The organism is Variovorax boronicumulans NBRC 103145 (assembly GCF_001591345.1).
GTDB classification, from domain to species: domain Bacteria; phylum Pseudomonadota; class Gammaproteobacteria; order Burkholderiales; family Burkholderiaceae_C; genus Variovorax; species Variovorax boronicumulans.
Genome location: NZ_BCUS01000115.1, coordinates 1 through 21,125, shown reverse-complemented (window position 1 = coordinate 21,125; position 21,125 = coordinate 1). Strand labels below are relative to the sequence as shown.

Below are 21,125 nucleotides of genomic sequence, written 5' to 3'. Positions count from 1 at the left end.
CCCGTGTGGACCGCCGACGAATTGCAGCGCGTCACCGGCGGGCAGTGGCTGGTGCCGCCGCCCGATGGCTGGTTCGTCAACGCGGTGGTGCGCGGGCCGGCGCACATGGCGCGGCTGCCGAAGCCGGCGCTGTTCATCGCATCGGACTACCGCACGCTCGCCAAACACGAGAACTACAGCAAGCCGCGCAGCGACAACCCCGACCGCCATGAAGACGTGCCCGTGCTGCAGCACGCGCTCGCGGGCGCCGTGGTCGCGCACCCGGTGGACGGGCTCGACCCGTCGTTCCCGCTGCTGCTGGTGGACGACCCGATCCGCGCCATGATCGACCTGGGCGTGGCCGCACGTGCGCGCTTCAAGGGGCGCGTGGTGGGCGTGACCGGCACCGTCGGCAAGTCGTCCACCATCGCCATGCTGCGCGACCTGCTGCCCGAGGCGGCGCGCGTGCACACCACCATCGACAACTACAACTCGCGCGTCGGCGTGCCGGCGATGCTGGCCAACCTCGCGGCCGACGCCGACGTGTGCGTGCTCGAGATGGCGCAGAGTTCGCTGTGGATGGACCGCGGCCCGATCTCGCTCGTGGCGCGCCCGCACGTGACCATCCTCACCGAGATCGGCCTGTCGCAGACCCGCCAGACCGCCACGCTCGAGCAGACGGCCGAGTTCAAGTCACGCATCTTCCTGGGCCTGGAGCCCGGCGGCGTGGCCATCGTGCCCGACCACATCCCCTGCCTGATGCAGGTGGTGCGGTCGGCCGCGCGCACGGCAGGCGCCATCTGGGTGGTGGGCAGCAGCCCCGACGCCAACATCCGCATTGTCGACACCCGGCCCGAGCCCGACGGCGGCTGCCGTGTGCGCATCGCGCTGCCGGGGCGCACGGTCGAGTACCTGTTCCCGATCGCGAGCGCCGGACTGGTGCGCAATTCGGCGCTGGCCTTTGCGGCGCTGCTGGCGCTGGGCTTCGATGCCGAGGCCGCGTGCGCGCGCATGCCTTTCGTGCGCCTGCCGGCCTCGGTGATGCAGCTGCGCCCGCTGCGCACGCAGGGCGGCGTGCAGGCGACGCTCATCGACGACAGCTGGAACGCCGAGGTCATGTCGATGCGCAACGCGATGGAGTTCGTGCGCACCTGCCAGCATGCGGCGCACGGGCCGGTGACGCGCAAGATCGGCGTGCTCGGGCGCATCATCAACCTCGACAAGGAAGCCGAAGCCATGCACCGCAGCCTGGCCGCGCCGCTGCTGGCCTCGGGCATCCAGCACCTCGTGACGCACGGCGCCGAGATGCGCTGGCTGCGCGAGGAGTTGCCGGCCGAGCTGCTCGGCCCGCACTTCGAAGACGCCGCGCAGCTCACCGGCTACCTCGGCGAATTCCTGCGCGACGGCGACCTGGTGCTGGTGAAGGGCGACCGCCAGCAGTCCGACTTCGGCCTCATCTCCGAACTGCTGCAGAAGCTATGAACCCGCGCGCGCGCCTGGCCTGTGTGCTCCTTGCCCTCGTGCAGACGGCCTGCGCGCAGCGTGTCGATGCGCCGAAGGCCGCAGCGCCGCGCGAGCCGGCGGCCTCCGCGTCGGCCGAGGGCGCACTGCTGCACTGGAACCAGCCCGCCGTGCGCGCCAACTGCCCCGACCGCCCGGGCTTTCTCTGGGTGCAGGCGGTCGAGGGGCCGTCGTGCATCCGCTACTTCGCCAGCCGCGACATCGACGACGCGCGCATCGCCATCGTGCAGTTCTCGGGCGACCGCGACAGCGTGATGAACCTGTCGCCCACGCGCATTCCCGGCAACACCGAACCGCTGCGCACGCTCGACGCGCAGGCCGCGAGCGACCGCGCGGGCATGCCGTGGATCTTCATGGCGCGCCCCGGCACCTACGGCTCGTCGGGCGACCACCGCCAGCGGCGCGAGGCGGTGGAGTTCCATGCGCTCGATGCGGCGCTCGAAGCGCTGATGCAGCGCCACCGGCTGCAGCGCGTGGTGCTCTTCGGTCACAGCGGCGGCGCCACGGCCGGCGCCGCGCTGCTCACGCTCGGGCGCACGCGCGTGGCCTGCGCGGTGCTCACGTCAGGCGCGTTCGACCTGCTGGAGCGCGCGCGGCTGCTCGGCCGCTCGAAGAACGGGCGCACCGACACCACGGGCAGCATGCAGGTCTACGACCCGCTGGACCATGTGGCCGGCATCCCGCGCGACCCGCAGCGGCGCATCGTGCTCATCGGCAACCCCGACGACCGCAACACGCCGTTCGCGCTGCAGCAGCGCTTTGCCGACGCGGTGGGCAAGGCGGGCCACCGCGTCGAGGTGATGACGCACGACGCCGAGCCGCCGACCTTCCACGACCTGAAAGACCGCATCGGCCTGCGCACCGCATCGCAGTGCGCGCGCGAGGCGCTGCAGTCGCAAGCCCGATGACCGAAGCCCTCACTTCGCGCCCCTTCGGCGCCATGCCCGACGGCCGGCCCGTCACTGAATACACGCTCGACAACGGCCACGGCCTGCGCCTGAGCGCCATCCACCTCGGCGGCATCGTCACCGCGCTGCACGTGCCCGACCGGCAGGGGCGCAGTGCCAACGTGGTGCTGGGCTTGCCGTCGCTCGATGACTACCTGAAGCCGCACCCGCACTTCGGCACCATCGTCGGCCGCTACGCGAACCGCATCGCGGCGGGCCGCTTCACGCTCGATGGCACCGCTCACCAGCTGGGCCTGAACGACGGCGTGAACACGCTGCACGGCGGCGCCACGGGCTTCGGCAAGCGCTACTGGGAGATCGTGCCGGTGCCTCACGAACTCGCCCTCGAACTGCGCTACACCAGCGCCGACGGCGAAGAAGGCTACCCCGGCGAGGTGCAGCTGACGGTGCGCTACACCTTGGGCGCCACGGCCAACACCTGGCGCATCGACTACCGCGCCACCACCGACCGGCCCACGGTGCTCAACCTGAGCCACCACGACTACTTCAACCTCGCCGGCAGCGGTTCGGTGATGGACCATGTGCTGACGCTGCCCGCGAGCCGCTACTGCCCGGTGGATGCCACGCTCATTCCGCTCGGGCTGGGCGAGGTGGCCGGCACGCCTTTCGATTTCCGCACGCCGACGCGCATCGGCGATCGCATCCGCGATGGGCACGAGCAGCTGCTGCGCGCGCACGGCTACGACCACAACTGGGTTCTCGACGGCGATCGCAGCGGTACCGGGCTGGCCCTGGCCGCACGCCTCGCCCACGAAGCCTCGGGCCGTGTGATGGACGTGCACACCACCGAGCCCGGCGTGCAGTTCTACTCGGGCAACTTCCTCGACGGCAGCCTGCTCGGCAGCGCGGGCGCGAGCCTGCGCCAGGGCGACGGCCTGTGCCTGGAGACGCAGCACTTTCCCGATGCGCCGAACAGGCAGGAGTTCGCGTCGACCGTGCTGCGCCCCGGCGAGGTGTTCGCCAGCACGACCGAGCACCGCTTCGGCATCGGCTGACCACGGATCAGCGCTGCGGGCTCTGCACCGTCGCCGCGACGATCCGGCGCACCACCGGCAGCACCACGAGCAGCGAGGGAAACGCGGCCAGCCACGACACGCCCCATGCGGCCATCCACATCTGGAACAGGCCCGAGGCCAGCCCCACGCTCTTGAGCGTGGAGATGCCCGCCACGATGCACGACATGAAGATCGACAGCAGGAAGGGCATGGCGATGCCCGCATAGCGGGCCGGCAGTTTTCTTGTGCTCATGATTGGGCAAGCTCCTGGATGGAGGGGTTCAAGGTACGCGGACGAGGTTGCAGCCCCTCTGCGTTGTCAGCGCTGACCACCCGCACGGTGGGTCTGTGTCGTTGTTTCATGGAATGATTCCTTCGTTTGTGGCAATGCGGCCTGCGACCGCGAGGCCTCGAAGATACGAACGGCAGGCGCCATCGGGAAGCCACGCGCGCCGCCATAGACCTTCATCCAGACCGAGAGAATCCATGGACCAGATTCAGGACATCCGGGCCTTCGTGGCCATCGTCGACCACGGCAGCCAGAGCGCGGCGGCCCGGCAACTGGGGCGCTCGGTGCAGTCCATCAGCCGCTCGCTGAGCGTGCTCGAGCGCAGCCTGGGCGTGCAGCTCCTTCGCCGCACGACGCGGCAGTCGTCGGTCACCGAAGTGGGGTTGGCCTACCACCGCCGCGTGCGGGCCGCGCTGGCGGAGTTCGATGCGGCGGCCGTCGAGGCCAGCAGCCAGCTCGACTCGCCGCGGGGCCTGCTGCGCGTGGCCGCGCCGGTGCAGTTCGCGCCGGCCTTCGTGGTGCCGCTGATCGGCGCGTTCATGCAGCGCTACCCGGACATGGAGGTCGAGCTCACGGCCTCCGACCGTTTCGTGGACCTGATCGAAGGCGAGCTGGACCTGGCCATCCGCATCGGCGAGCTGCCCGATTCCGAACTGGCGGCCAAGCCGCTCGGCGAGCTGCGGCTGGTGGTGTTCGGCTCGCCGGCGTACTTCGCGCGGCACGGGCGGCCGCAGCGCCCCGAAGACCTGGCTGACCACCAGTGCGTGGTGCGCACCACGCACGGCAGCGACGCGCACTGGCCCTTCACGGTCGACGGCACGCTGCAGCGCGTCAAGGTGACGGGGCGCTTCCGGGCCGACAACACCGCCGCGATCTATGCGGCCGTGCTGAGCGGGCTGGGCTTGTTCTTCACGCCGCTGTGGCAGATACGCGACCTGCTCGACAGCGGGCAGGCCGAACTGGTGCTGACCGAGTTCGAGTCGCCGAGGATTCCGGTCCACGCGGTGTGGCCCTCATCCCGTGGCAGCTTCGCGCGAGCCCGGCTGTTCGCCGATTTCGCGGCGGCGCACCTGCCGTCGCTGCAGCCGCGCGAGGGACCCGGGGCGGCCTAGCCCGCGAACAGTGCCGCCGGCACGCCCGGGCTGTCGATGCGCACCGAGAAGAGCCCACCGGCCAGCGGCTCGCTCTTCAGCTGTGCTTCGGTGCGGCTGTTGCGCGCCGTCGTGATGTAGAGCGTCTGCAGGTCCGCGCCGCCGAAGGCGCAGTCGGTCACGTTGCTCGCGGGCAGTGCGATGCGGCACAGCTCGGCGGCGCTCACCGGGTCGTGGCAGGTGACGCAGGCGCCGTCCCAGTGCGCGATCCACAGGCGGCCGGCCGCGTCGGTGGTCATGCCGTCGGGCAGGCCGTCGCCCTTCGGGAAGCGGTGCCACACGCGCTTGTTCGACACCGCGCCGGCGTCCATGTCGAAGTCGTAGGCGTACATCGTGTTGATCGCCGTGTTGTTGAAGTACATGGTGCGGCCGTCGCCCGACCACGTCGGCCCATTGGTCACCTCGAAGCCGTCGTCGTGCCGCGTGCAGTGGCCGTCGGCGTCGAAGCGGTAGAGCGCGCCGGTGGGCGCCTTGCAGTCGAAGTCCATGCTGCCGGCCCAGAAGCGGCCGCGGCTGTCGCACTTGCCGTCGTTGAAGCGGTTGTTGATGCGCTCGGGCTCGGGCTGGTGCAGGTAGCGCGGCTTCGCGGTGTCGCCGGGCGCGGTGGTGTCGAACAGCGCGAAGCCGCGGCGCAGCGTGAGGAACAGGCCCGGCGCCGACGCGCGCTCGGAAATCGCGGTGATCTCTTCGTCGAAGTGCCAGGTGCGTTGCGCGCCCGTGGCCGGGTCGTAGCGGAACAGGCGCGGCTGCAGGATGTCGATCCAGTACAGCGCCTGCTCGCGCACCGACCACAGCGTGCCTTCGCCGAGGTCGGCGGCGGCCGGCCAGAGGCATTCGGGGGTGCCGAGCACGCGGGGCGCTGCGAGCGGCGAAGAAGGGGCGCTTGTCTCTTGCATGTTCATTTGTTCTTTCTGTAGGTCATGTCGCCTTGACGCGGCGGATCGTATCAAGGCATATTGATAATAGAAATTGAAAATAACTGCATCAATTGATATGTATTTTGCAATGTCATGAGATGCCCCCTGGAGACCTTGTCCTTGAATTTCCCCCAGCTTTCCATCCATCCCAGCCTGAAGGGCCGCACCGTGTTCGTCACCGGCGGCGGCAGCGGCATCGGCGCGGCCATCGTCGCTGCGTTCGCGGCGCAGGGCGCGCGCGTGGCCTTTGTCGACATCGCGGAAGCTGCCAGCGCGGCACTCGCCGCGCAGATCGCCGGGGCCGGCCACGCCGCGCCGTGGTGGCGCGCCTGCGACGTGCGCGACATCGGCGCGCTGCAGCAGGCCATGGCCGACGCGGCCGCCGAGCTCGGCGACTTCGCGGTGCTGGTCAACAACGTGGCCAGCGACGACCGCCACACGCTCGCATCGGTCACGCCCGACTACTACGACAACCGCATGGCCATCAACGAGCGGCCCGCGCTGTTCGCGATCCAGTCGGTGGTGCCGGGCATGAAGCGCCTGGGCTTCGGCTCGGTGATCAACCTCGGCTCCACGGGCTGGCAGACCAAGGGCTCGGGCTACCCCTGCTACGCGATCGCCAAGTCGTCGGTGAACGGCCTCACGCGCGGGCTCGCGGTGGAGCTGGGCCGCGATCGCATCCGCATCAACACCGTGTCGCCCGGCTGGGTGATGACCGAGCGGCAGGTGGCGCTGTGGCTCGACGAGGAGGGCGAGAAAGCGCTGCACCGCAACCAGTGCCTGCCCGACAAGCTGATGCCGGAAGACATCGCGCGCATGGTGCTGTTCCTGGCTTCGGACGACGCGAAGATGTGCACGGCGCAGGAGTTCACCGTCGACGCCGGTTGGACCTGATCAGTCCATCTCGAGCTTGCGTCCGTAGACGCTCATGCTCGCCGTTTTCAAGGCCTTCATCATCACCTTCGCGGCCGGTGACAGCAGCCGGTCGGTGCGCGTGATGATGCCGAAGGCGTCCATGTGGCAGGGCATGTCCAGCGGCAGCAGCGACACGATGCCGTGCGCCGCGTAGTAGCGCGCCACGTCGGTCGCCAGCACCGCGACCATGTCGCTTTGCTGCAGCATGCGCGTGATGAACAGCAGCGCCGGGCTCTCGATGATGTTGCCCGGCGGCGCCAGGCCTTCCTCCTGGAACATCAGCTCGAAGCGGTGGCGCAGCACGCTGCCCGCGGGCGGCACGATCCAGCCGGCGCCCACCACGTCGCGCAGCGTGAGGCCGCTCACGCCCAGCAGCGGATGGCCGGGGCGCACCAGCGCGCACACGGGCTCCTCGGTGAGCGCCTCGTAGCGCAGCTGCGACTTGTCGTGCTCGGCGAACAGCCGCGCCACGAGGATGTCGAGCTTGCCCTGCTCGAGCCGCTCGAGCAGCACCGGGCTGGTCTCGATCTCCAGTGACACGCGCAGGTCGGGCTGCTCGCGCTTGACCATCGCCACGGCCGGCGGCATCAGCGTGAGGCCCGGCGCGGTGATGGCGCCCACGTTCACCTGGCCGAGGCGCCCGGCCTTCAACGCGGTGAGCTCGTCGTGCGCCTGGTTCAGGCTGGCCAGTGCCACGCGGGCGTGGCGAATCATGGTCTCGCCGTACCAGGTCGGGCGCATGCCGCGCGGCAGGCGCTCGAACAGCGGCACCTCGAGCACGTCTTCCAGGTCCTTCAGCAGTTTCGACGCGGCGGGCTGCGTCATGTTGAGCACCTGCGCCGCGCGGTGGATGTTGCCTTCCTCGGCCAGCGCCACCAGCAACAGCAGCTGGCGGGTCTTGAGGCGGGCGCGGATGAACCAGTGGTTGTAGGTGTTCATGAAGAGGCTGCGAACGAAGGTCTGACGGGGTTTTCCAGAATCCACCGATTGATATGCATTTTGTCTAAAAAACGATTGGATCGATATCGAAATCGTTTCTAGACTTCCGCCCCAGTCCCATAACAACAGAGACAAGGCAACGCCACGGTGATCCACGGCGAGCTTCGGCAGAGCGTGCGCCAGTACATCAACGGCCGCTGGGAAACCAGCGCGACCACCGGTGTCAGCGTCAATCCATCGGACACCAGCGAAGTGGTGGCCGAGTACGCACGTGCCGACCGGCGCCAGGTCGAGCTGGCGATCCGCGCGGCCAGCGAGGCCTTCGTGCACTGGAGCCACAGCACGCCGCAGCGGCGCGCCGACGTGCTCGACCGCATCGGCGCCGAGCTGCTGGCCCGCAAGGACGAGCTGGGCCTGCTGCTGGCGCGCGAGGTCGGCAAGACCCTGCCCGAGGCCGTGGCCGAGGTGGCGCGCGCCGGCCAGATCTTCAAGTTCTTCGCGGGCGAGGCCCTGCGCGGCGGTGGTGGCGAGAACGTGGCCTCGGTGCGCGCCGGCGTGCAGGTCGACGTCACGCGCGAGCCGGTCGGCGTGGTGGGCCTCATCACGCCGTGGAACACGCCCTTCGCCGTGCCGGCCTCGAAGATTGCCGCGGCGCTGGCACACGGCAACAGCGTGGTCTTCAAGCCGGCCGAGCTGGTGCCGGCCTGCGGCTGGGCGCTCACCGACATCATCGGCCGCGCCACGCTGCCGGCCGGCGTGTTCAACCTCGTGATGGGCAGCGGGCGCGAAGCGGGCCAGGCGCTGGTCGACAGCCCGCTGGTCGATGCGCTGAGCTTCACCGGCTCGGCCGCCAACGGTGAACGCGTGCTGCAGGCCGCCGCCGCACGGCGCGCCAAGGTGCAGCTGGAGATGGGCGGCAAGAACGCGCTCGTGGTGCTGGCCGACGCCGACCTGGACCGCGCCGTCGACTGCGCGGTGCAGGGCGCCTACTTTTCCAACGGCCAGCGCTGCACCGCATCGAGCCGCCTCATCGTCGAAGCCGCCGTGCACGACGCCTTCGTGGCGCAGCTGCGCCAGCGCCTGAAGACACTGAAGATCGGTCACGCGCTGGAACGCGGCATCGACATCGGCCCCGTCGCCGACGAAGAGCGGCTGGCGCAGAACCTCGCGTGGATCGACATCGCGCGCGAAGAGGGCGCGGAGCATGTGTGGGGCGGCGAAGCGCTGCAGCGCGCCACCGCGGGCCACTACATGAGCCCCGCGCTCTTCCTGGCCCAACCCGAACACCGCATTGCGCGCGAAGAAATCTTCGGGCCGCTGGCCTGCGTGCTGCGCGCCGCCGATTACGACGAAGCGCTCGCGCTGTGCAACGACACGCCCTTCGGCCTGTGCGCGGGCATCTGCACCAACTCGCTCAAGCACGCGATGCACTTCAGGCGCCATGCCGTGGTCGGCATGACGATGGTCAATCTGCCGACCGCGGGGGTGGACTTTCATGTGCCCTTCGGCGGCCGCAAGGGGTCGGGCTACGGGCCGCGCGAACAAGGGCGCCACGCCGCGGAGTTCTACACGACGGTGAAGACCGGCTACATGCTGGCCTGACCGAACACATCACAGACGCATCAAGAAGGAGACAACCATGACCATGAATCGCCGCACCCTCAACACCGCGCTCGCCGCCGCAGCCCTGGGCAGCATGCTGCCCGTGTCCGCCCTCGCGCAGAAGAAACTCGTGCTCGGCTTCGCGCAGGTGGGCGCCGAGAGCGAATGGCGCACCGCCAACACCGAGTCGATCAAGTCCTCGGCCAAGGAGGCGGGCATCGAACTGAAGTTCTCCGACGCGCAGCAGAAGCAGGAGAACCAGATCAAGGCCATCCGCTCGTACATCGCGCAGAAGGTCGACGTGATCGCGTTCTCGCCCGTGGTCGAGTCGGGCTGGGAAACCGTGCTGCGCGAAGCCAAGGCCGCGAAGATCCCGGTCGTGCTGACCGACCGCTCCGTGAACACCAAGGACGACTCGCTCTACGTGACCTTCATGGGCTCCGACTTCACCGAGGAAGGCCGCAAGGCCGGCCGCTGGCTGGTCGAGAAGATGAAGGACCAGAAGGGCGAGGTGAACATCGTCGAGCTGCAGGGCACCGTGGGCTCGGCGCCGGCCATCGACCGCAAGAAGGGCTTCGAGGAAATCATCAAGGCCGACCCGAAGTTCAAGATCACCCGCTCGCAGACCGGCGACTTCACGCGCGCCAAGGGCAAGGAGGTGATGGAAGCCTTCCTCAAGGCCGAGGGCAAGAAGATCAACGTGCTCTACGCGCACAACGACGACATGGCCATCGGCGCGATCCAGGCCATCGAAGAGGCCGGCATGAAGCCCGCGAAGGACATCACCATCATCTCGATCGACGGAGTGAAGGGCGCCTTCGAAGCCATGATCGCCGGCAAGCTCAACGTGTCGGTGGAATGCAGCCCCCTGCTCGGGCCGCAGCTCATGAGCGCGGTGAAGGACATCAAGGCCGGCAAGACGCTGCCCAAGCGCATCGTCACGGAAGAAGGCATCTTCCCGATGGAAGTCGCCGCCAAAGAGTTTCCCAATCGCAAGTACTGAGGACCGACCGACATGAAACGCAACTTCCTCAAGGCTTCGCTCGCGGGCCTGGCCTTCGCCGTCGTCGGCTTCACGCCGCTGGCCCACGCGCAGGACAAGGGCCTGATCGCCATCTCGATGCCCACCAAGTCGTCGGCCCGCTGGATCGCCGACGGCGCCAACATGGTGAAGTACTTCAAGGACAAGGGCTACAAGACCGACCTGCAGTACGCGGACGACGACATCCCGAACCAGCTTGCGCAGATCGAGAACATGGTGACCAAGGGCTCGAAGGTGCTGGTCATCGCGGCCATCGACGGAACCACGCTGTCCGACGTGCTGCAGAAGGCCGCTGACAAGGGCGTGAAGGTCATCGCCTACGACCGGCTCATCAAGGGCTCGAAGAACGTCGACTACTACGCCACCTTCGACAACTTCCAGGTCGGCGTGCTGCAGGCGCAATCCATCGAGGCGGCGCTGGGTCTGAAGAGCGGCAAGGGCCCGTTCAACATCGAGCTGTTCGGCGGCTCGCCCGACGACAACAACGCCTTCTTCTTCTACAACGGCGCGATGTCGGTGCTCGACCCGTACATCAAGAGCGGCAAGCTGGTGGTGCGCAGCAAGCAGATGGGCATGGACAAGGTCGGCACGCTGCGCTGGGACGGCGCGGTGGCGCAGGCGCGCATGGACAACCTGCTGTCGGCCTACTACACGAAGGACCGCGTGGATGCGGTGCTGTCGCCGTACGACGGGCTTTCGATCGGCATCCTGTCGTCGCTCAAGGGCGTGGGCTACGGCTCGGGCTCGCAGCCGATGCCGGTGGTGTCGGGGCAGGACGCGGAGATTCCGTCGGTCAAGTCGATCCTGCGCAAGGAGCAAAGCTCCACCGTGTTCAAGGACACGCGCGAGCTGGCCAAGGTGACGGTGGCCATGGTCGACGCCATGCTCTCGGGCAAGGCGCCCGAGGTGAACGACACCAAGACCTACAACAACGGTATCAAGGTCGTGCCCTCGTACCTGCTCAAGCCGGTGAGCGTGGACGGCTCCAACTGGAAGCAGGTGCTGGTGGACAGCGGCTACTACAAGGAAAGCCAGGTCAAGTGAGCCCGGCCGGCGAAGCGCGCACGATCCTCGAGATGCGCGGGATCACCAAGACGTTCCCGGGCGTGAAGGCCCTGAGCAACGTCAACCTCGCCGTGCGCGCGGGGGAGATCCACGCGGTGGTCGGCGAGAACGGCGCGGGCAAGTCGACGCTCATGAAGGTGCTGAGCGGTGTCTACCCGTGCGATTCGTACACCGGAGAGATCCATTTCGAGGGCGAGCTGCGCCGCTTCAAGGGCATCGCCGACAGCGAGAAGCTGGGCATCATCATCATTCACCAGGAGCTGGCGCTGGTGCCGCTGCTCTCGATTGCCGAGAACATCTTCCTGGGCAACGAGATCGCCAGCGGCGGCGTGATCGACTGGTTCGCCGCCTATGCGAAGACGCGCGAGCTGCTGGCGAAGGTGGGTCTGAGGGAGCCGCCCACCACGCTGGTGACCGACCTGGGCGTGGGCAAGCAGCAGCTGGTGGAAATCGCCAAGGCGCTGGCGAAAGAGGTGAAGCTGCTGATCCTCGACGAGCCCACCGCGAGCCTGAACGAGAACGACAGCGATGCGCTGCTGATGCTTCTGCTCGAGCTGAAGCGCCAGGGCATCGCGTCGATCCTCATCTCGCACAAGCTCAACGAGATCGCCAAGGTGGCCGATTCGATCACCGTGCTGCGCGACGGTGCCACGGTGGAGACGATGGACTGCGCGAAGCAGGCGATCAGCGAAGACCGCATCATCCGCGGCATGGTGGGCCGCGACATGGAACACCGCTACCCGCAGCGCTCGCCGAAGATCGGCGAGACGGTGCTGGAGGTGCGCGACTGGCGCGTGCACCACGCGCTGCACGCCGACCGCGAGCAGATCAAGGGCGTGAACCTGCAGGTGCGCCAGGGCGAGATCGTGGGCATCGCGGGCCTCATGGGCGCGGGGCGCACCGAGCTCGCGATGAGCGTGTTCGGCAAGTCGTACGGCCAGCGCATCAGCGGCTCGGTGCTGATGCACGGCAAGCCGGTGGATGTGAGCACCGTGCGCAAGGCCATCGACCACGGCATCGCCTACGTCACCGAAGACCGCAAGGGCCTCGGGTTGGTGCTGGAGGAAGGCATCCGCAAGAACATCAGCCTCGCGAACCTCGATGCGATTGCCGAACGCACGGTGATCGACGACGGCCGCGAGTTCAAGGTGGCCAATGACTACAGGAAGGCATTGAACATCCGCTGCTCGGGCGTCGAGCAGCTGGTGGTCAACCTGTCGGGCGGCAACCAGCAGAAGGTGGTTCTGAGCAAGTGGCTCTTCACCAAGCCCGAACTGCTGATCCTGGACGAACCCACGCGCGGCATCGACGTGGGCGCCAAGTACGAGATCTACACCATCATCGACCAGCTCGCGAGCGAGGGCAAAGGCATTCTCATGATCTCTTCCGAACTGCCGGAGTTGCTCGGCATGTGCGACCGCATCTATGTGATGAACGAGGGCCGCCTCGCGGCCGAGTTCACCGCGGCCGAGGCGTCGCAGGAACGCATCATGCATGCGATCGTGAGCGCGGGGAGTTCCGTCCATGTCCCTGCCTGAAGCCAACGCGGTGCAGGGCGCCGCTCCCGTCACCCCGAAGCCCCATGTGGGCTTCCTGAAGAACAACCTGCGCGAGTACGGCATGCTGATCTCGCTGGTCGCGATCATGGTGCTGTTCCAGGTGCTGACCGACGGCACGCTGCTGCGGCCGCTGAACCTCACCAACCTGCTGCTGCAGAACAGCTACGTCGTCATCATGGCGCTGGGCATGCTGCTGGTGATCGTGGCGGGGCACATCGACCTGTCGGTGGGCTCGGTCTGCGGCTTCATCGGCGCGCTCGCGGCGGTGCTGATGGTGGAGTACGAATGGCACTTCATACCAACCGCGATCGTCAGCATCGCAGCCGGCGCGGTGATCGGCGCCGCGCAGGGCTGGTTCGTCGCGTTCCGCAAGATCCCCTCGTTCATCGTCACGCTCGCGGGCATGCTGGTGTTCAAGGGGCTCACGCTGGCGCTGCTGGCGGGGCAGTCGGTGGGGCCGTTTCCGGTCGAGTTCCAACGCCTGAGTTCGGGCTTCATTCCCGATCCGCTGGGCGGCGACACGCTGCGCACCACCTCGCTGGTCGTGGGCGCGCTGGCGGCCGCGGCGCTGGTGTTCTTCAAGCTGCGCGGGCGCGCCAAGCTCAAGGCGCATGGCATGGAGCAGGAGCCCTACGCCTTCTTCCTCGTGAAGAACCTGTTCTTCGCGGCGATCATTCTCTTCTTCAGCTACCTGCTCTCGACCTACAAGGGCCTGCCCAACGTGCTGGTGGTGATGGCGGTGCTGATCGTGGTGTACGACTTCGTCACCAACCGCACCACCATCGGCCGGCGCATCTATGCGCTGGGCGGCAACGAGAAGGCCGCGCGGCTGTCGGGCGTGAAGACGCAGCGGCTCGCGTTCCTCACCTTCGTGAACATGGGCGCGCTGGTGGCGTTGGCGGGCCTCGTATTCGCGGCGCGGCTCAACACGGCCACGCCCAAGGCGGGCCTGGGCTTCGAGCTCGACGTGATCGCGGCCTGCTTCATCGGCGGCGCCTCGGCCTCGGGCGGCGTGGGCCGCGTGATGGGCGCGGTGATCGGCGCCTTCATCATGGGCGTGATGAACAACGGCATGTCGATCCTGGGCATCGGCATCGACTACCAGCAGGTCATCAAGGGGCTGGTGCTGCTGGCGGCAGTGTTCATCGACGTCTACAACAAGAACAAGTGAACGCATGACCGACAGCGGCGTCACCCCCGTGCTGGAGTTGCGGGGCATCCACAAGCAGTTCGCCGGCATCGCGGTGCTGAACGGCGTGCAGCTGAAGCTCTACCCGGGCGAGATCCATGCGCTCATGGGGCAGAACGGCGCGGGTAAGTCCACGCTCATCAAGGTGCTCACGGGTGTGCTGCCGTCGAGCGGCGGCGAGATGTTCCTGGGCGGCGAGGCCATCCGTCCCGCCTCGCCGCTGGAAGCGCAGAAGCTGGGCATCAGCACGGTCTACCAGGAGGTGAACCTGTGCCCGAACCTCTCGGTGGCGGAGAACGTGTTCGCGGGGCGCTATCCGCGCTGCGGTGCGCTGCAGGGCTTTCGCATCGACTGGGCGGCCGTGAACCGCCGGGCGTCTGAGCTGCTGGCGCGCATCGGGCTCGACATCGACGTGACGCGGCTCCTGTCGAGCTATTCGGTCGCGGTGCAGCAGATGGTGGCGATCGCACGGGCACTCGGCGTGTCGTCGAAAGTGCTGATCCTCGACGAGCCGACATCGAGCCTCGATGACGATGAAGTCGAGAAGCTGTTCGAGGTGCTGCGGCGTTTGCGCGGCGAGGGCCTTGCCATCGTCTTCGTGACGCACTTCCTGAACCAGATGTACGCGGTGTCCGACCGCATCACGGTGCTGCGCAACGGCAACTGGGTGGGCGAGTGGAAGGCGGCGGACCTCGGCCCGCAGGCGCTGATCGCGGCGATGCTGGGTCGGGAGTTGGCGGCCCAGTCGGCACGACCTGCCGCGCTGCCCGCGTTCGATGAAGCGGCGCCCGCGCTGTTGCAATCCGAAGGGTTGGGCCAAGCCGGGCAATTGCAGGCGACCGATCTGCGCGTGCGTGCCGGCGAGGTCGTCGGCATCGCCGGCCTGCTCGGCGCGGGCCGCACCGAACTCGCGCGCCTGCTGTTCGGGCTCGAGTCGCCCGACCGTGGCGTGCTGAAGATCGACGGCCGCTCCGTCAGCTTTTCGAATCCGGCCGATGCAATCCGCGAAGGCCTCGCGCTGTGCCCCGAAGAGCGCAAGACCGATGGCATCGTGGCCGAGCTGTCGGTGCGCGAGAACATCGCGCTGGCGTTGCAGGCCCGGCTGGGCACGCGAAAGTTTCTCTCGCACGCGGAGCAGACCGCGATGGCCGAGCGCTTTGTCGCCTCGCTGGGCATCAAGACCGCCAGTGTCGAAACGCCCATCGGCCTGCTCTCGGGCGGCAACCAGCAGAAGGCCATGATCGCGCGCTGGCTCGCGACCGAGCCGCGCCTCTTGATCCTGGACGAGCCCACGCGCGGCATCGACGTGGCGGCCAAGCAGGAGATCATGGAAGAGATCCTGCGGCTCGCGCGTGCGGGCATGGCGGTGATCTTCATCTCGTCGGAGATGAGCGAGGTGGTGCGCGTGGCGCACCGCATCGTGGTGCTGCGCGACCGGCAGAAGGTGGGCGAGCTGCCGGGCGGCTCGACCGAGGACGAGGTCTACGAAATGATCGCAGCAGCATGAACCGCCTCTCGACGCTCATGAGCCACCGGCTCGCCTGGCCCGTCATCACGCTGCTGTTGCTGCTCGCCATCAACACCGCATTCAACGCGAGCTTCCTGCACCTCGAATGGCGCGAAGGCCATCTCTACGGCAGCCTCATCGACATCGTGAACCGCGCGGCGCCGCTGGTGCTGGTCTCGCTCGGCATGACGCTGGTGATCGCCACGCGCGGCATCGACATCTCGGTGGGCGCGGTGGTGGCCATCGCGGCGGCGGTCGCGGCCTGGATGATCGGCGGTTCGGTGTCCAGCGACGTGAGCCGCTTCCCGATGCCGCTCGCGATCCTCGCGGCGCTGGCCGTCGCGCTGCTGTGCGGCCTGTGGAACGGGTTGCTGGTCGCCAAGGTCGGCATGCAGCCGATCATCGCGACGCTGATCCTCATGGTGGCGGGGCGCGGCATCGCGCAGCTGGTCGCGGACGGGCAGATCATCACGATCTACTACAAGCCCTTCTTCTTCCTCGGCAGCGGCTACCTGCTGGGGCTGCCGTTCTCGCTGTTCATCGTGGCGGCGGTGTTCGCGCTGCTGTACCTGGCGATCACGCGCACGGCGCTCGGCCTGTTCATCCAGGCGGTCGGCATCAACCCGACGGCCGCGCGCGTGGCGGGCATCCAGGCGCGGCGGCTGGTCGTCGGTGCGTATGCGTTCTGCGGCGTGTGCGCGGGCGTGGCGGGCCTCTTGATCAGCTCGAACGTGAAGAGCGCGGACGGCAACAACGCCGGCCAGCTGCTGGAGCTCGATGCGATCCTCGCCGTCACGCTCGGCGGCACGGCGCTCACGGGCGGGCGTTTCAGCCTCGTGGGCAGCGTGATCGGCGCGCTCATCATCCAGACGCTAACCTACGCGATCTACTCGCTGGGCGTGCCGCCGGAGATCAACCTCGTGGTGAAGGCGGTGGTGGTGTTCGTGGTGATGCTGATGCAGTCGCCGGAGTTCCGGGCGGAGGTTCGCACGCTGGTGCAGCGGCCGGTGCATGACGGGAGCAGGGCATGAGCGCGGTGATCGAGGCGGCGCCTTCAGCCCCACCTGCTCCCGCGCGCGGGAGCAAGGCAAGGCTCAATCCGAAGTACCTGCCGCTCACCGCGACCATCTCGCTGTTCGTGCTGATGGCGACGCTGGGCTCGGTGTTCTACGACGGCTTCTTCTCGGCGCAGGTGTTCCTCAACCTGCTGATCGACAACGCCTTCCTCATCGTCGTCGCGGTCGGCATGACCTTCGTGATTCTCTCGGGCGGCATCGACCTGTCGGTGGGCTCGGTGATCGCGCTCACGACGATGGTGTCGGCCTCGCTGGTCGAGAAGCACGGGTGGAGCCCGGCCCTCGTGATTCCGCTGGTGCTGGCGATGGGCACGGCCTTCGGCGCGTTCATGGGGCTGCTCATCGAGCGCTTCCAGCTGCAGCCCTTCATCGTCACGCTCGCGGGCATGTTCCTCGCGCGGGGTCTCTGCTACCTCATCAGTATCGATTCGATCAGCATCACCAACGCGTTCTATTCGGAGGTCTCGCAGATCCGCATTCCGATCTGGGGCGAGGCCTCGGTGTCGGTCAGCGCGGTGATCGCCATCGCCGTGCTGCTGGCCGCGGTGTTCATCGCGCATTGCACGCCCTTCGGCCGCGCGGTGTACGCCATCGGCGGCAGCGAGCATTCGGCGATGCTGATGGGGCTGCCGGTGCGCCGCACGCTCGTGGGCGTGTACACGCTCTCGGGCTTCTGCTCGGCGCTGGCGGGCGTGATCTTCACCTTCTACATGCTCTCGGGCTACGGCCTGCATGCGCTCGGGCTGGAGCTCGACGCCATCGCGGCGGTGGTGATCGGCGGCACGCTGCTCACCGGCGGCGTGGGCTACGTGGCGGGCACGCTCTTCGGCGTGCTGATGCTCGGGATCATCCAGACGCTGATTTCCTTCGACGGCACGCTGAGCTCGTGGTGGACGCGCATCGTGGTCGGCGCGCTGCTCTTCGTGTTCTGCCTGCTCCAACGTTTCTTCACCTCGCGCGCCCCGCGCCGCTGACCACTTCCCCATGACAAAGAAACTGCGCTCGACCGAATGGTTCGGCTCCGCCGACAAGAACGGCTTCATGTACCGCAGCTGGATGAAGAACCAGGGCATCCCCGACCACGAGTTCGACGGCCGCCCGATCGTCGGCATCTGCAACACCTGGTCGGAACTCACGCCCTGCAACGCGCACTTTCGCAAGATCGCCGAGCACGTGAAGCGCGGCATCTCGGAGGCGGGCGGCTTCCCGGTCGAGTTCCCGGTGTTCTCGAACGGCGAATCGAACCTGCGGCCCACCGCGATGCTCACGCGCAACCTCGCGAGCATGGACGTCGAGGAAGCCATTCGCGGCAACCCGGTCGATGCGGTGGTGCTGCTCACGGGCTGCGACAAGACCACGCCCGCGCTGCTGATGGGCGCGGCCAGCTGCGACATCCCGGCGATCGTGGTCACGGGCGGGCCGATGCTCAACGGCAAGCTCGACGGCAAGGACATCGGCTCGGGCACGGCCGTGTGGCAGCTGCACGAATCGCTGAAGGCGGGCGAGATCAACCTGCACCAGTTCCTCTCGGCCGAGGGCGGCATGTCGCGCTCGGCGGGCACCTGCAACACGATGGGCACGGCCTCCACCATGGCCTGCATGGCCGAGGCGCTGGGCACCTCGCTGCCACACAACGCGGCGATTCCGGCGGTCGATGCGCGACGCTACGTGCTGGCGCAGATGTCGGGTGCACGCGCGGTGCAGATGGCCAAGGACGGGCTCACGCTGTCGAAGATCCTCACGCGCGAGGCCTTCGAGAACGCGATCCGCGTGAACGCGGCCATCGGCGGATCGACCAACGCGGTGATCCACCTGAAGGCGATCGCGGGGCGCATCGGCGTCGAGCTCGAACTGGAAGACTGGACGCGCATCGGCAGCCACACGCCGACCATCGTCGACCTCATGCCTTCGGGGCGATTCCTCATGGAAGAGTTCTATTACGCGGGTGGCCTGCCTGCGGTGTTGCGCCGTCTCGGCGAGCACGACCTGCTGCCGCACCCGGGTGCGCTCACCGTCAACGGCCAGTCGCTCTGGGACAACGTGCGCGAGGCGCCGAGCCTCAACGACGAAGTGATCCGCCCGCTCGACAACCCGCTCATCGCCGACGGCGGCATCCGCATCCTGCGCGGCAACCTGTCGCCGCGCGGCGCGGTGCTCAAGCCCTCGGCGGCCACGCCCGAGCTGCTGAAGCACCGCGGCCGCGCCGTGGTGTTCGAGAACCTGGAGCACTACAAGGCGCGCATCGTCGATGAAGACCTGGACATCGACGCGAGCTGCGTGATGGTGCTGAAGAACTGCGGCCCCAAGGGCTACCCCGGCATGGCCGAGGTCGGCAACATGGGCCTGCCGCCCAAGCTGCTGCGCCAGGGCGTGAAGGACATGGTGCGCATCTCGGACGCGCGCATGAGCGGCACGGCGTACGGCACGGTGGTGCTGCACGTCGCGCCCGAAGCGGCCGACGGCGGGCCGCTCGCGGTGGTGCGCGACGGCGACTGGATCGAGCTCGATTGCGATGCGGGGCGGTTGCACCTGGACATCAGCGACGAGGAGCTGGCGTCGCGCCTCGCGTCGTTGTCCGCGTCCGATGCACAGCCGATGGGCACGCGCGGCGGCGGCTACCAGAAGCTCTACGTCAACCATGTGCTGCAGGCCGATGAAGGCTGCGACTTCGATTTCCTGGTCGGCTGCAGAGGCTCGGCCGTTCCCCGCCACTCCCACTGATCACACGCCATGACCCCCCGATACCGCGGCATCTTCCCGGTGGTGCCGACCACCTTCACCGAACAGGGCGCGCTCGACTTGGAGAGCCAGAAGCGCTGCGTCGATTTCATGATCGACGCGGGCTCCGACGGGCTGTGCATCCTCGCGAATTTCTCCGAGCAGTTCGTGCTGTCCGATGACGAGCGCGAAGTGCTCACGCGCACGATCCTCGAGCATGTGAAGGGCCGCGTGCCGGTGATCGTGACGACCACGCACTACAGCACCCAGGTCTGCGCCGAGCGCAGCCGCCGCGCGCAGGCGATGGGCGCGGCGATGCTGATGGTGATGCCGCCGTACCACGGCGCGACCTTCCGCGTGCCCGAGCCGCAGATCCACGAGTTCTACGCGCGGCTCTCGGATGCGGTCGCGATTCCGATCATGGTCCAGGACGCACCCGCCAGCGGCACGGTGCTGTCGGCGCCGTTCCTCGCGCGCATGGCGAAAGAGATCGAGCAGGTCGCGTACTTCAAGATCGAGACCGCCGGTGCCGCGTCGAAGCTGCGCGAGCTGATCCGTTTGGGGGGCGATGCCATCGAAGGCCCGTGGGATGGCGAAGAGGCCATCACGCTGATGTCCGACCTCGATGCCGGCGCGACCGGTGCGATGACCGGCGGCGGTTATCCGGACGGCATCCGCCCGATCATCGAGGCGCACCGTTCAGGCGACCGCGACCAAGCCTTCGCGCTGTACCAGCGGTGGCTGCCGCTCATCAACTGCGAGAACCGCCAGGCGGGCCTGCTGGCCTGCAAGGCGCTCATGAAGGAAGGCGGCGTGATCGCCTGCGAAGCGCCGCGGCATCCGCTGCCCGCGCTGCATCCCGAGACGCGCGCGGGCCTCATCGAGACCGCGCGGCGGCTCGATCCGTTGGTGTTGCGCTGGGGGAAATGAAAGCAGGCGGGCCCGGGTACGCCAGGTACCGGGCCGCCATGGGACGGGCTCAGGAAGCGGCGCTGTTGCCCGCTTCGAGCTCGGTGACTTGCAGCGAGAGATCGAACAGCTTGGACTTGCTGGCGTAGTAGCGGTCCAGGCGCCACTCCTTCAGGATGTCCATCGCAAGCTGGAAGCTCTTGTAGTCGAGGCTGTAGAGCGTGATCAACTCGAAGCTGCGTTCGGCTTCGAGCGCCAGCACGAGTTGGGCAAGGATCTTGGCCGATTCGTTGGCCGGGTCCGTTTCAATGAATCGGCGAGCGACCTTGATGGCATTCATGGGAAAGTGTTCCTCGGTTGGCAGGGACCGGGAACTATAGCTAGCACATGCCTGTATTTTGTGACGATTTGATGACAAACGAGGGCATCGCCCGCGAACGTGTCGTCGGTGTTATCACCGAGGCGCATTCCGGGCGATGCGCACCGGGTCACTGCACCGGCACGGGCATCGGCATCGGTTCCGCAGGCATCGGTGCCGGCATCGGGGCGGCCATCGGCGGCGGCAGTGTGGCGGCCGGTATGTTCACGACGCGGGTCGAGACCGATTCGCGGATCACGCCGCCACCCATCACGCTGCCATCGACATTGCTGCGGATGTTGCCCGCGCTGCCCAGCACGCGGGCTTCGCAGTCGGCACGCTCGGCCGGCGGCTGCAGGCCGCAGCGGGCCACGGCGTTGGCGCGGTAGTCGGGCGCGGAGGTGAGGCCGCCGCGCGACGCGGCCT

The 21,125-nt window shown here is 67.9% G+C and carries 19 protein-coding genes and 1 pseudogene; 15 read left to right on the top strand and 5 right to left on the bottom strand.

Annotation, left to right across the window (positions count from 1 at the left end; all coding sequences use genetic code 11):
- The 3 genes from VBO01S_RS25360 to VBO01S_RS25350 all read left to right on the top strand — a co-directional run.
- On the top strand, nucleotides 1-1,461 hold a 1,461-nt coding region (locus tag VBO01S_RS25360; protein WP_169805086.1), incomplete at its 5' end, for a Mur ligase family protein.
- Nucleotides 1,458-2,408: an alpha/beta hydrolase family protein gene (locus tag VBO01S_RS25355; protein WP_062480596.1), complete on the top strand. Its 951-nt coding sequence runs from the start codon at nucleotides 1,458-1,460 to the stop codon at nucleotides 2,406-2,408. The genes VBO01S_RS25360 and VBO01S_RS25355, both read left to right, overlap by 4 nt.
- A complete protein-coding gene (locus VBO01S_RS25350) occupies nucleotides 2,405-3,463 on the top strand; it encodes an aldose epimerase family protein (protein ID WP_062480594.1) in 1,059 nt (352 codons plus the stop codon). Before VBO01S_RS25355 ends, VBO01S_RS25350 begins: the two co-directional genes overlap by 4 nt.
- A gap of 7 nt (nucleotides 3,464-3,470) precedes the next feature.
- Here the strand turns inward: VBO01S_RS25350 and VBO01S_RS25345 are convergent, their stop codons facing one another.
- A complete protein-coding gene (locus tag VBO01S_RS25345) occupies nucleotides 3,471-3,716 on the bottom strand; it encodes a DUF2798 domain-containing protein (RefSeq protein WP_062480591.1) in 246 nt (81 codons plus the stop codon).
- A 233-nt stretch (nucleotides 3,717-3,949) separates the two neighbouring features.
- Between VBO01S_RS25345 and VBO01S_RS25340 the strand changes: the two genes are divergently transcribed.
- The gene (locus tag VBO01S_RS25340; protein ID WP_062480589.1) at nucleotides 3,950-4,864 is read left to right on the top strand and encodes a LysR family transcriptional regulator; all 915 of its coding nucleotides are present in this window, start codon (nucleotides 3,950-3,952) and stop codon (nucleotides 4,862-4,864) included.
- On the opposite strand, the gene VBO01S_RS25335 is transcribed toward VBO01S_RS25340, so the two are convergent.
- Nucleotides 4,861-5,805, bottom strand: coding sequence for an SMP-30/gluconolactonase/LRE family protein (locus VBO01S_RS25335; protein WP_062480587.1), 945 nt, complete (start codon nucleotides 5,803-5,805; stop codon nucleotides 4,861-4,863). The two genes, VBO01S_RS25340 and VBO01S_RS25335, sit on opposite strands and share 4 nt — an antisense overlap.
- 108 nt (nucleotides 5,806-5,913) lie before the next feature.
- Between VBO01S_RS25335 and VBO01S_RS25330 the strand changes: the two genes are divergently transcribed.
- Complete coding sequence (locus tag VBO01S_RS25330) at nucleotides 5,914-6,714, top strand: SDR family NAD(P)-dependent oxidoreductase (protein WP_062480586.1); 801 nt, start codon at nucleotides 5,914-5,916, stop codon at nucleotides 6,712-6,714.
- On the opposite strand, the gene VBO01S_RS25325 is transcribed toward VBO01S_RS25330, so the two are convergent.
- Nucleotides 6,715-7,674: a LysR family transcriptional regulator gene (locus VBO01S_RS25325; RefSeq protein WP_062480583.1), complete on the bottom strand. Its 960-nt coding sequence runs from the start codon at nucleotides 7,672-7,674 to the stop codon at nucleotides 6,715-6,717. It lies immediately after the preceding gene.
- Nucleotides 7,675-7,821: 147 nt separating this feature from the next.
- Between VBO01S_RS25325 and VBO01S_RS25320 the strand changes: the two genes are divergently transcribed.
- From VBO01S_RS25320 to VBO01S_RS25275, 10 genes are read left to right on the top strand one after another with little or no spacing between them, the layout of a single operon-like run.
- A complete protein-coding gene (locus VBO01S_RS25320) occupies nucleotides 7,822-9,276 on the top strand; it encodes an aldehyde dehydrogenase family protein (RefSeq protein WP_062480581.1) in 1,455 nt (484 codons plus the stop codon).
- Nucleotides 9,277-9,313: 37 nt separating this feature from the next.
- On the top strand, nucleotides 9,314-10,279 hold the full coding sequence (locus VBO01S_RS25315) for an ABC transporter substrate-binding protein (protein ID WP_062480580.1): 966 nt from the start codon (nucleotides 9,314-9,316) through the stop codon (nucleotides 10,277-10,279).
- Nucleotides 10,280-10,291: 12 nt separating this feature from the next.
- Nucleotides 10,292-11,362, top strand: coding sequence for a multiple monosaccharide ABC transporter substrate-binding protein (gene chvE, locus VBO01S_RS25310; protein ID WP_062480578.1), 1,071 nt, complete (start codon nucleotides 10,292-10,294; stop codon nucleotides 11,360-11,362).
- 32 nt (nucleotides 11,363-11,394) lie between these two features.
- Nucleotides 11,395-12,921 carry a multiple monosaccharide ABC transporter ATP-binding protein gene (gene mmsA / locus VBO01S_RS25305; protein ID WP_062480598.1) on the top strand — a complete coding sequence of 509 codons (1,527 nt, stop codon included), beginning with the start codon at nucleotides 11,395-11,397 and terminating at the stop codon, nucleotides 12,919-12,921.
- The gene (gene mmsB / locus VBO01S_RS25300; protein WP_062480576.1) at nucleotides 12,908-14,113 is read left to right on the top strand and encodes a multiple monosaccharide ABC transporter permease; all 1,206 of its coding nucleotides are present in this window, start codon (nucleotides 12,908-12,910) and stop codon (nucleotides 14,111-14,113) included. The genes mmsA and mmsB overlap by 14 nt, the downstream gene beginning before the upstream one ends.
- 4 nt (nucleotides 14,114-14,117) lie before the next feature.
- Nucleotides 14,118-15,638 (top strand): sugar ABC transporter ATP-binding protein, encoded by a 1,521-nt coding sequence (locus tag VBO01S_RS25295; RefSeq protein ID WP_062480574.1) that lies wholly within the window; start codon nucleotides 14,118-14,120, stop codon nucleotides 15,636-15,638.
- Nucleotides 15,635-16,669 carry an ABC transporter permease gene (locus VBO01S_RS25290; RefSeq protein WP_062480572.1) on the top strand — a complete coding sequence of 345 codons (1,035 nt, stop codon included), beginning with the start codon at nucleotides 15,635-15,637 and terminating at the stop codon, nucleotides 16,667-16,669. Before VBO01S_RS25295 ends, VBO01S_RS25290 begins: the two co-directional genes overlap by 4 nt.
- Nucleotides 16,666-17,688 (top strand): galactofuranose ABC transporter, permease protein YjfF, encoded by a 1,023-nt coding sequence (gene yjfF, locus VBO01S_RS25285; RefSeq protein ID WP_062480570.1) that lies wholly within the window; start codon nucleotides 16,666-16,668, stop codon nucleotides 17,686-17,688. The genes VBO01S_RS25290 and yjfF overlap by 4 nt, the downstream gene beginning before the upstream one ends.
- Nucleotides 17,689-17,698: 10 nt before the next feature.
- Nucleotides 17,699-19,435, top strand: a complete 1,737-nt coding sequence (locus tag VBO01S_RS25280) for an IlvD/Edd family dehydratase (RefSeq protein WP_062480568.1) — start codon at nucleotides 17,699-17,701, stop codon at nucleotides 19,433-19,435.
- 9 nt (nucleotides 19,436-19,444) lie between these two features.
- Nucleotides 19,445-20,362 carry a dihydrodipicolinate synthase family protein gene (locus tag VBO01S_RS25275; protein ID WP_062480566.1) on the top strand — a complete coding sequence of 306 codons (918 nt, stop codon included), beginning with the start codon at nucleotides 19,445-19,447 and terminating at the stop codon, nucleotides 20,360-20,362.
- 49 nt (nucleotides 20,363-20,411) lie between these two features.
- Here VBO01S_RS25275 and VBO01S_RS25270 read toward each other — a convergent pair whose 3' ends face one another.
- A complete protein-coding gene (locus VBO01S_RS25270; protein ID WP_062480564.1) occupies nucleotides 20,412-20,681 on the bottom strand; it encodes a hypothetical protein in 270 nt (89 codons plus the stop codon).
- Nucleotides 20,682-20,829: 148 nt separating this feature from the next.
- Nucleotides 20,830-21,125, bottom strand: a pseudogene (locus VBO01S_RS32790) (hypothetical protein); the annotation flags it as partial.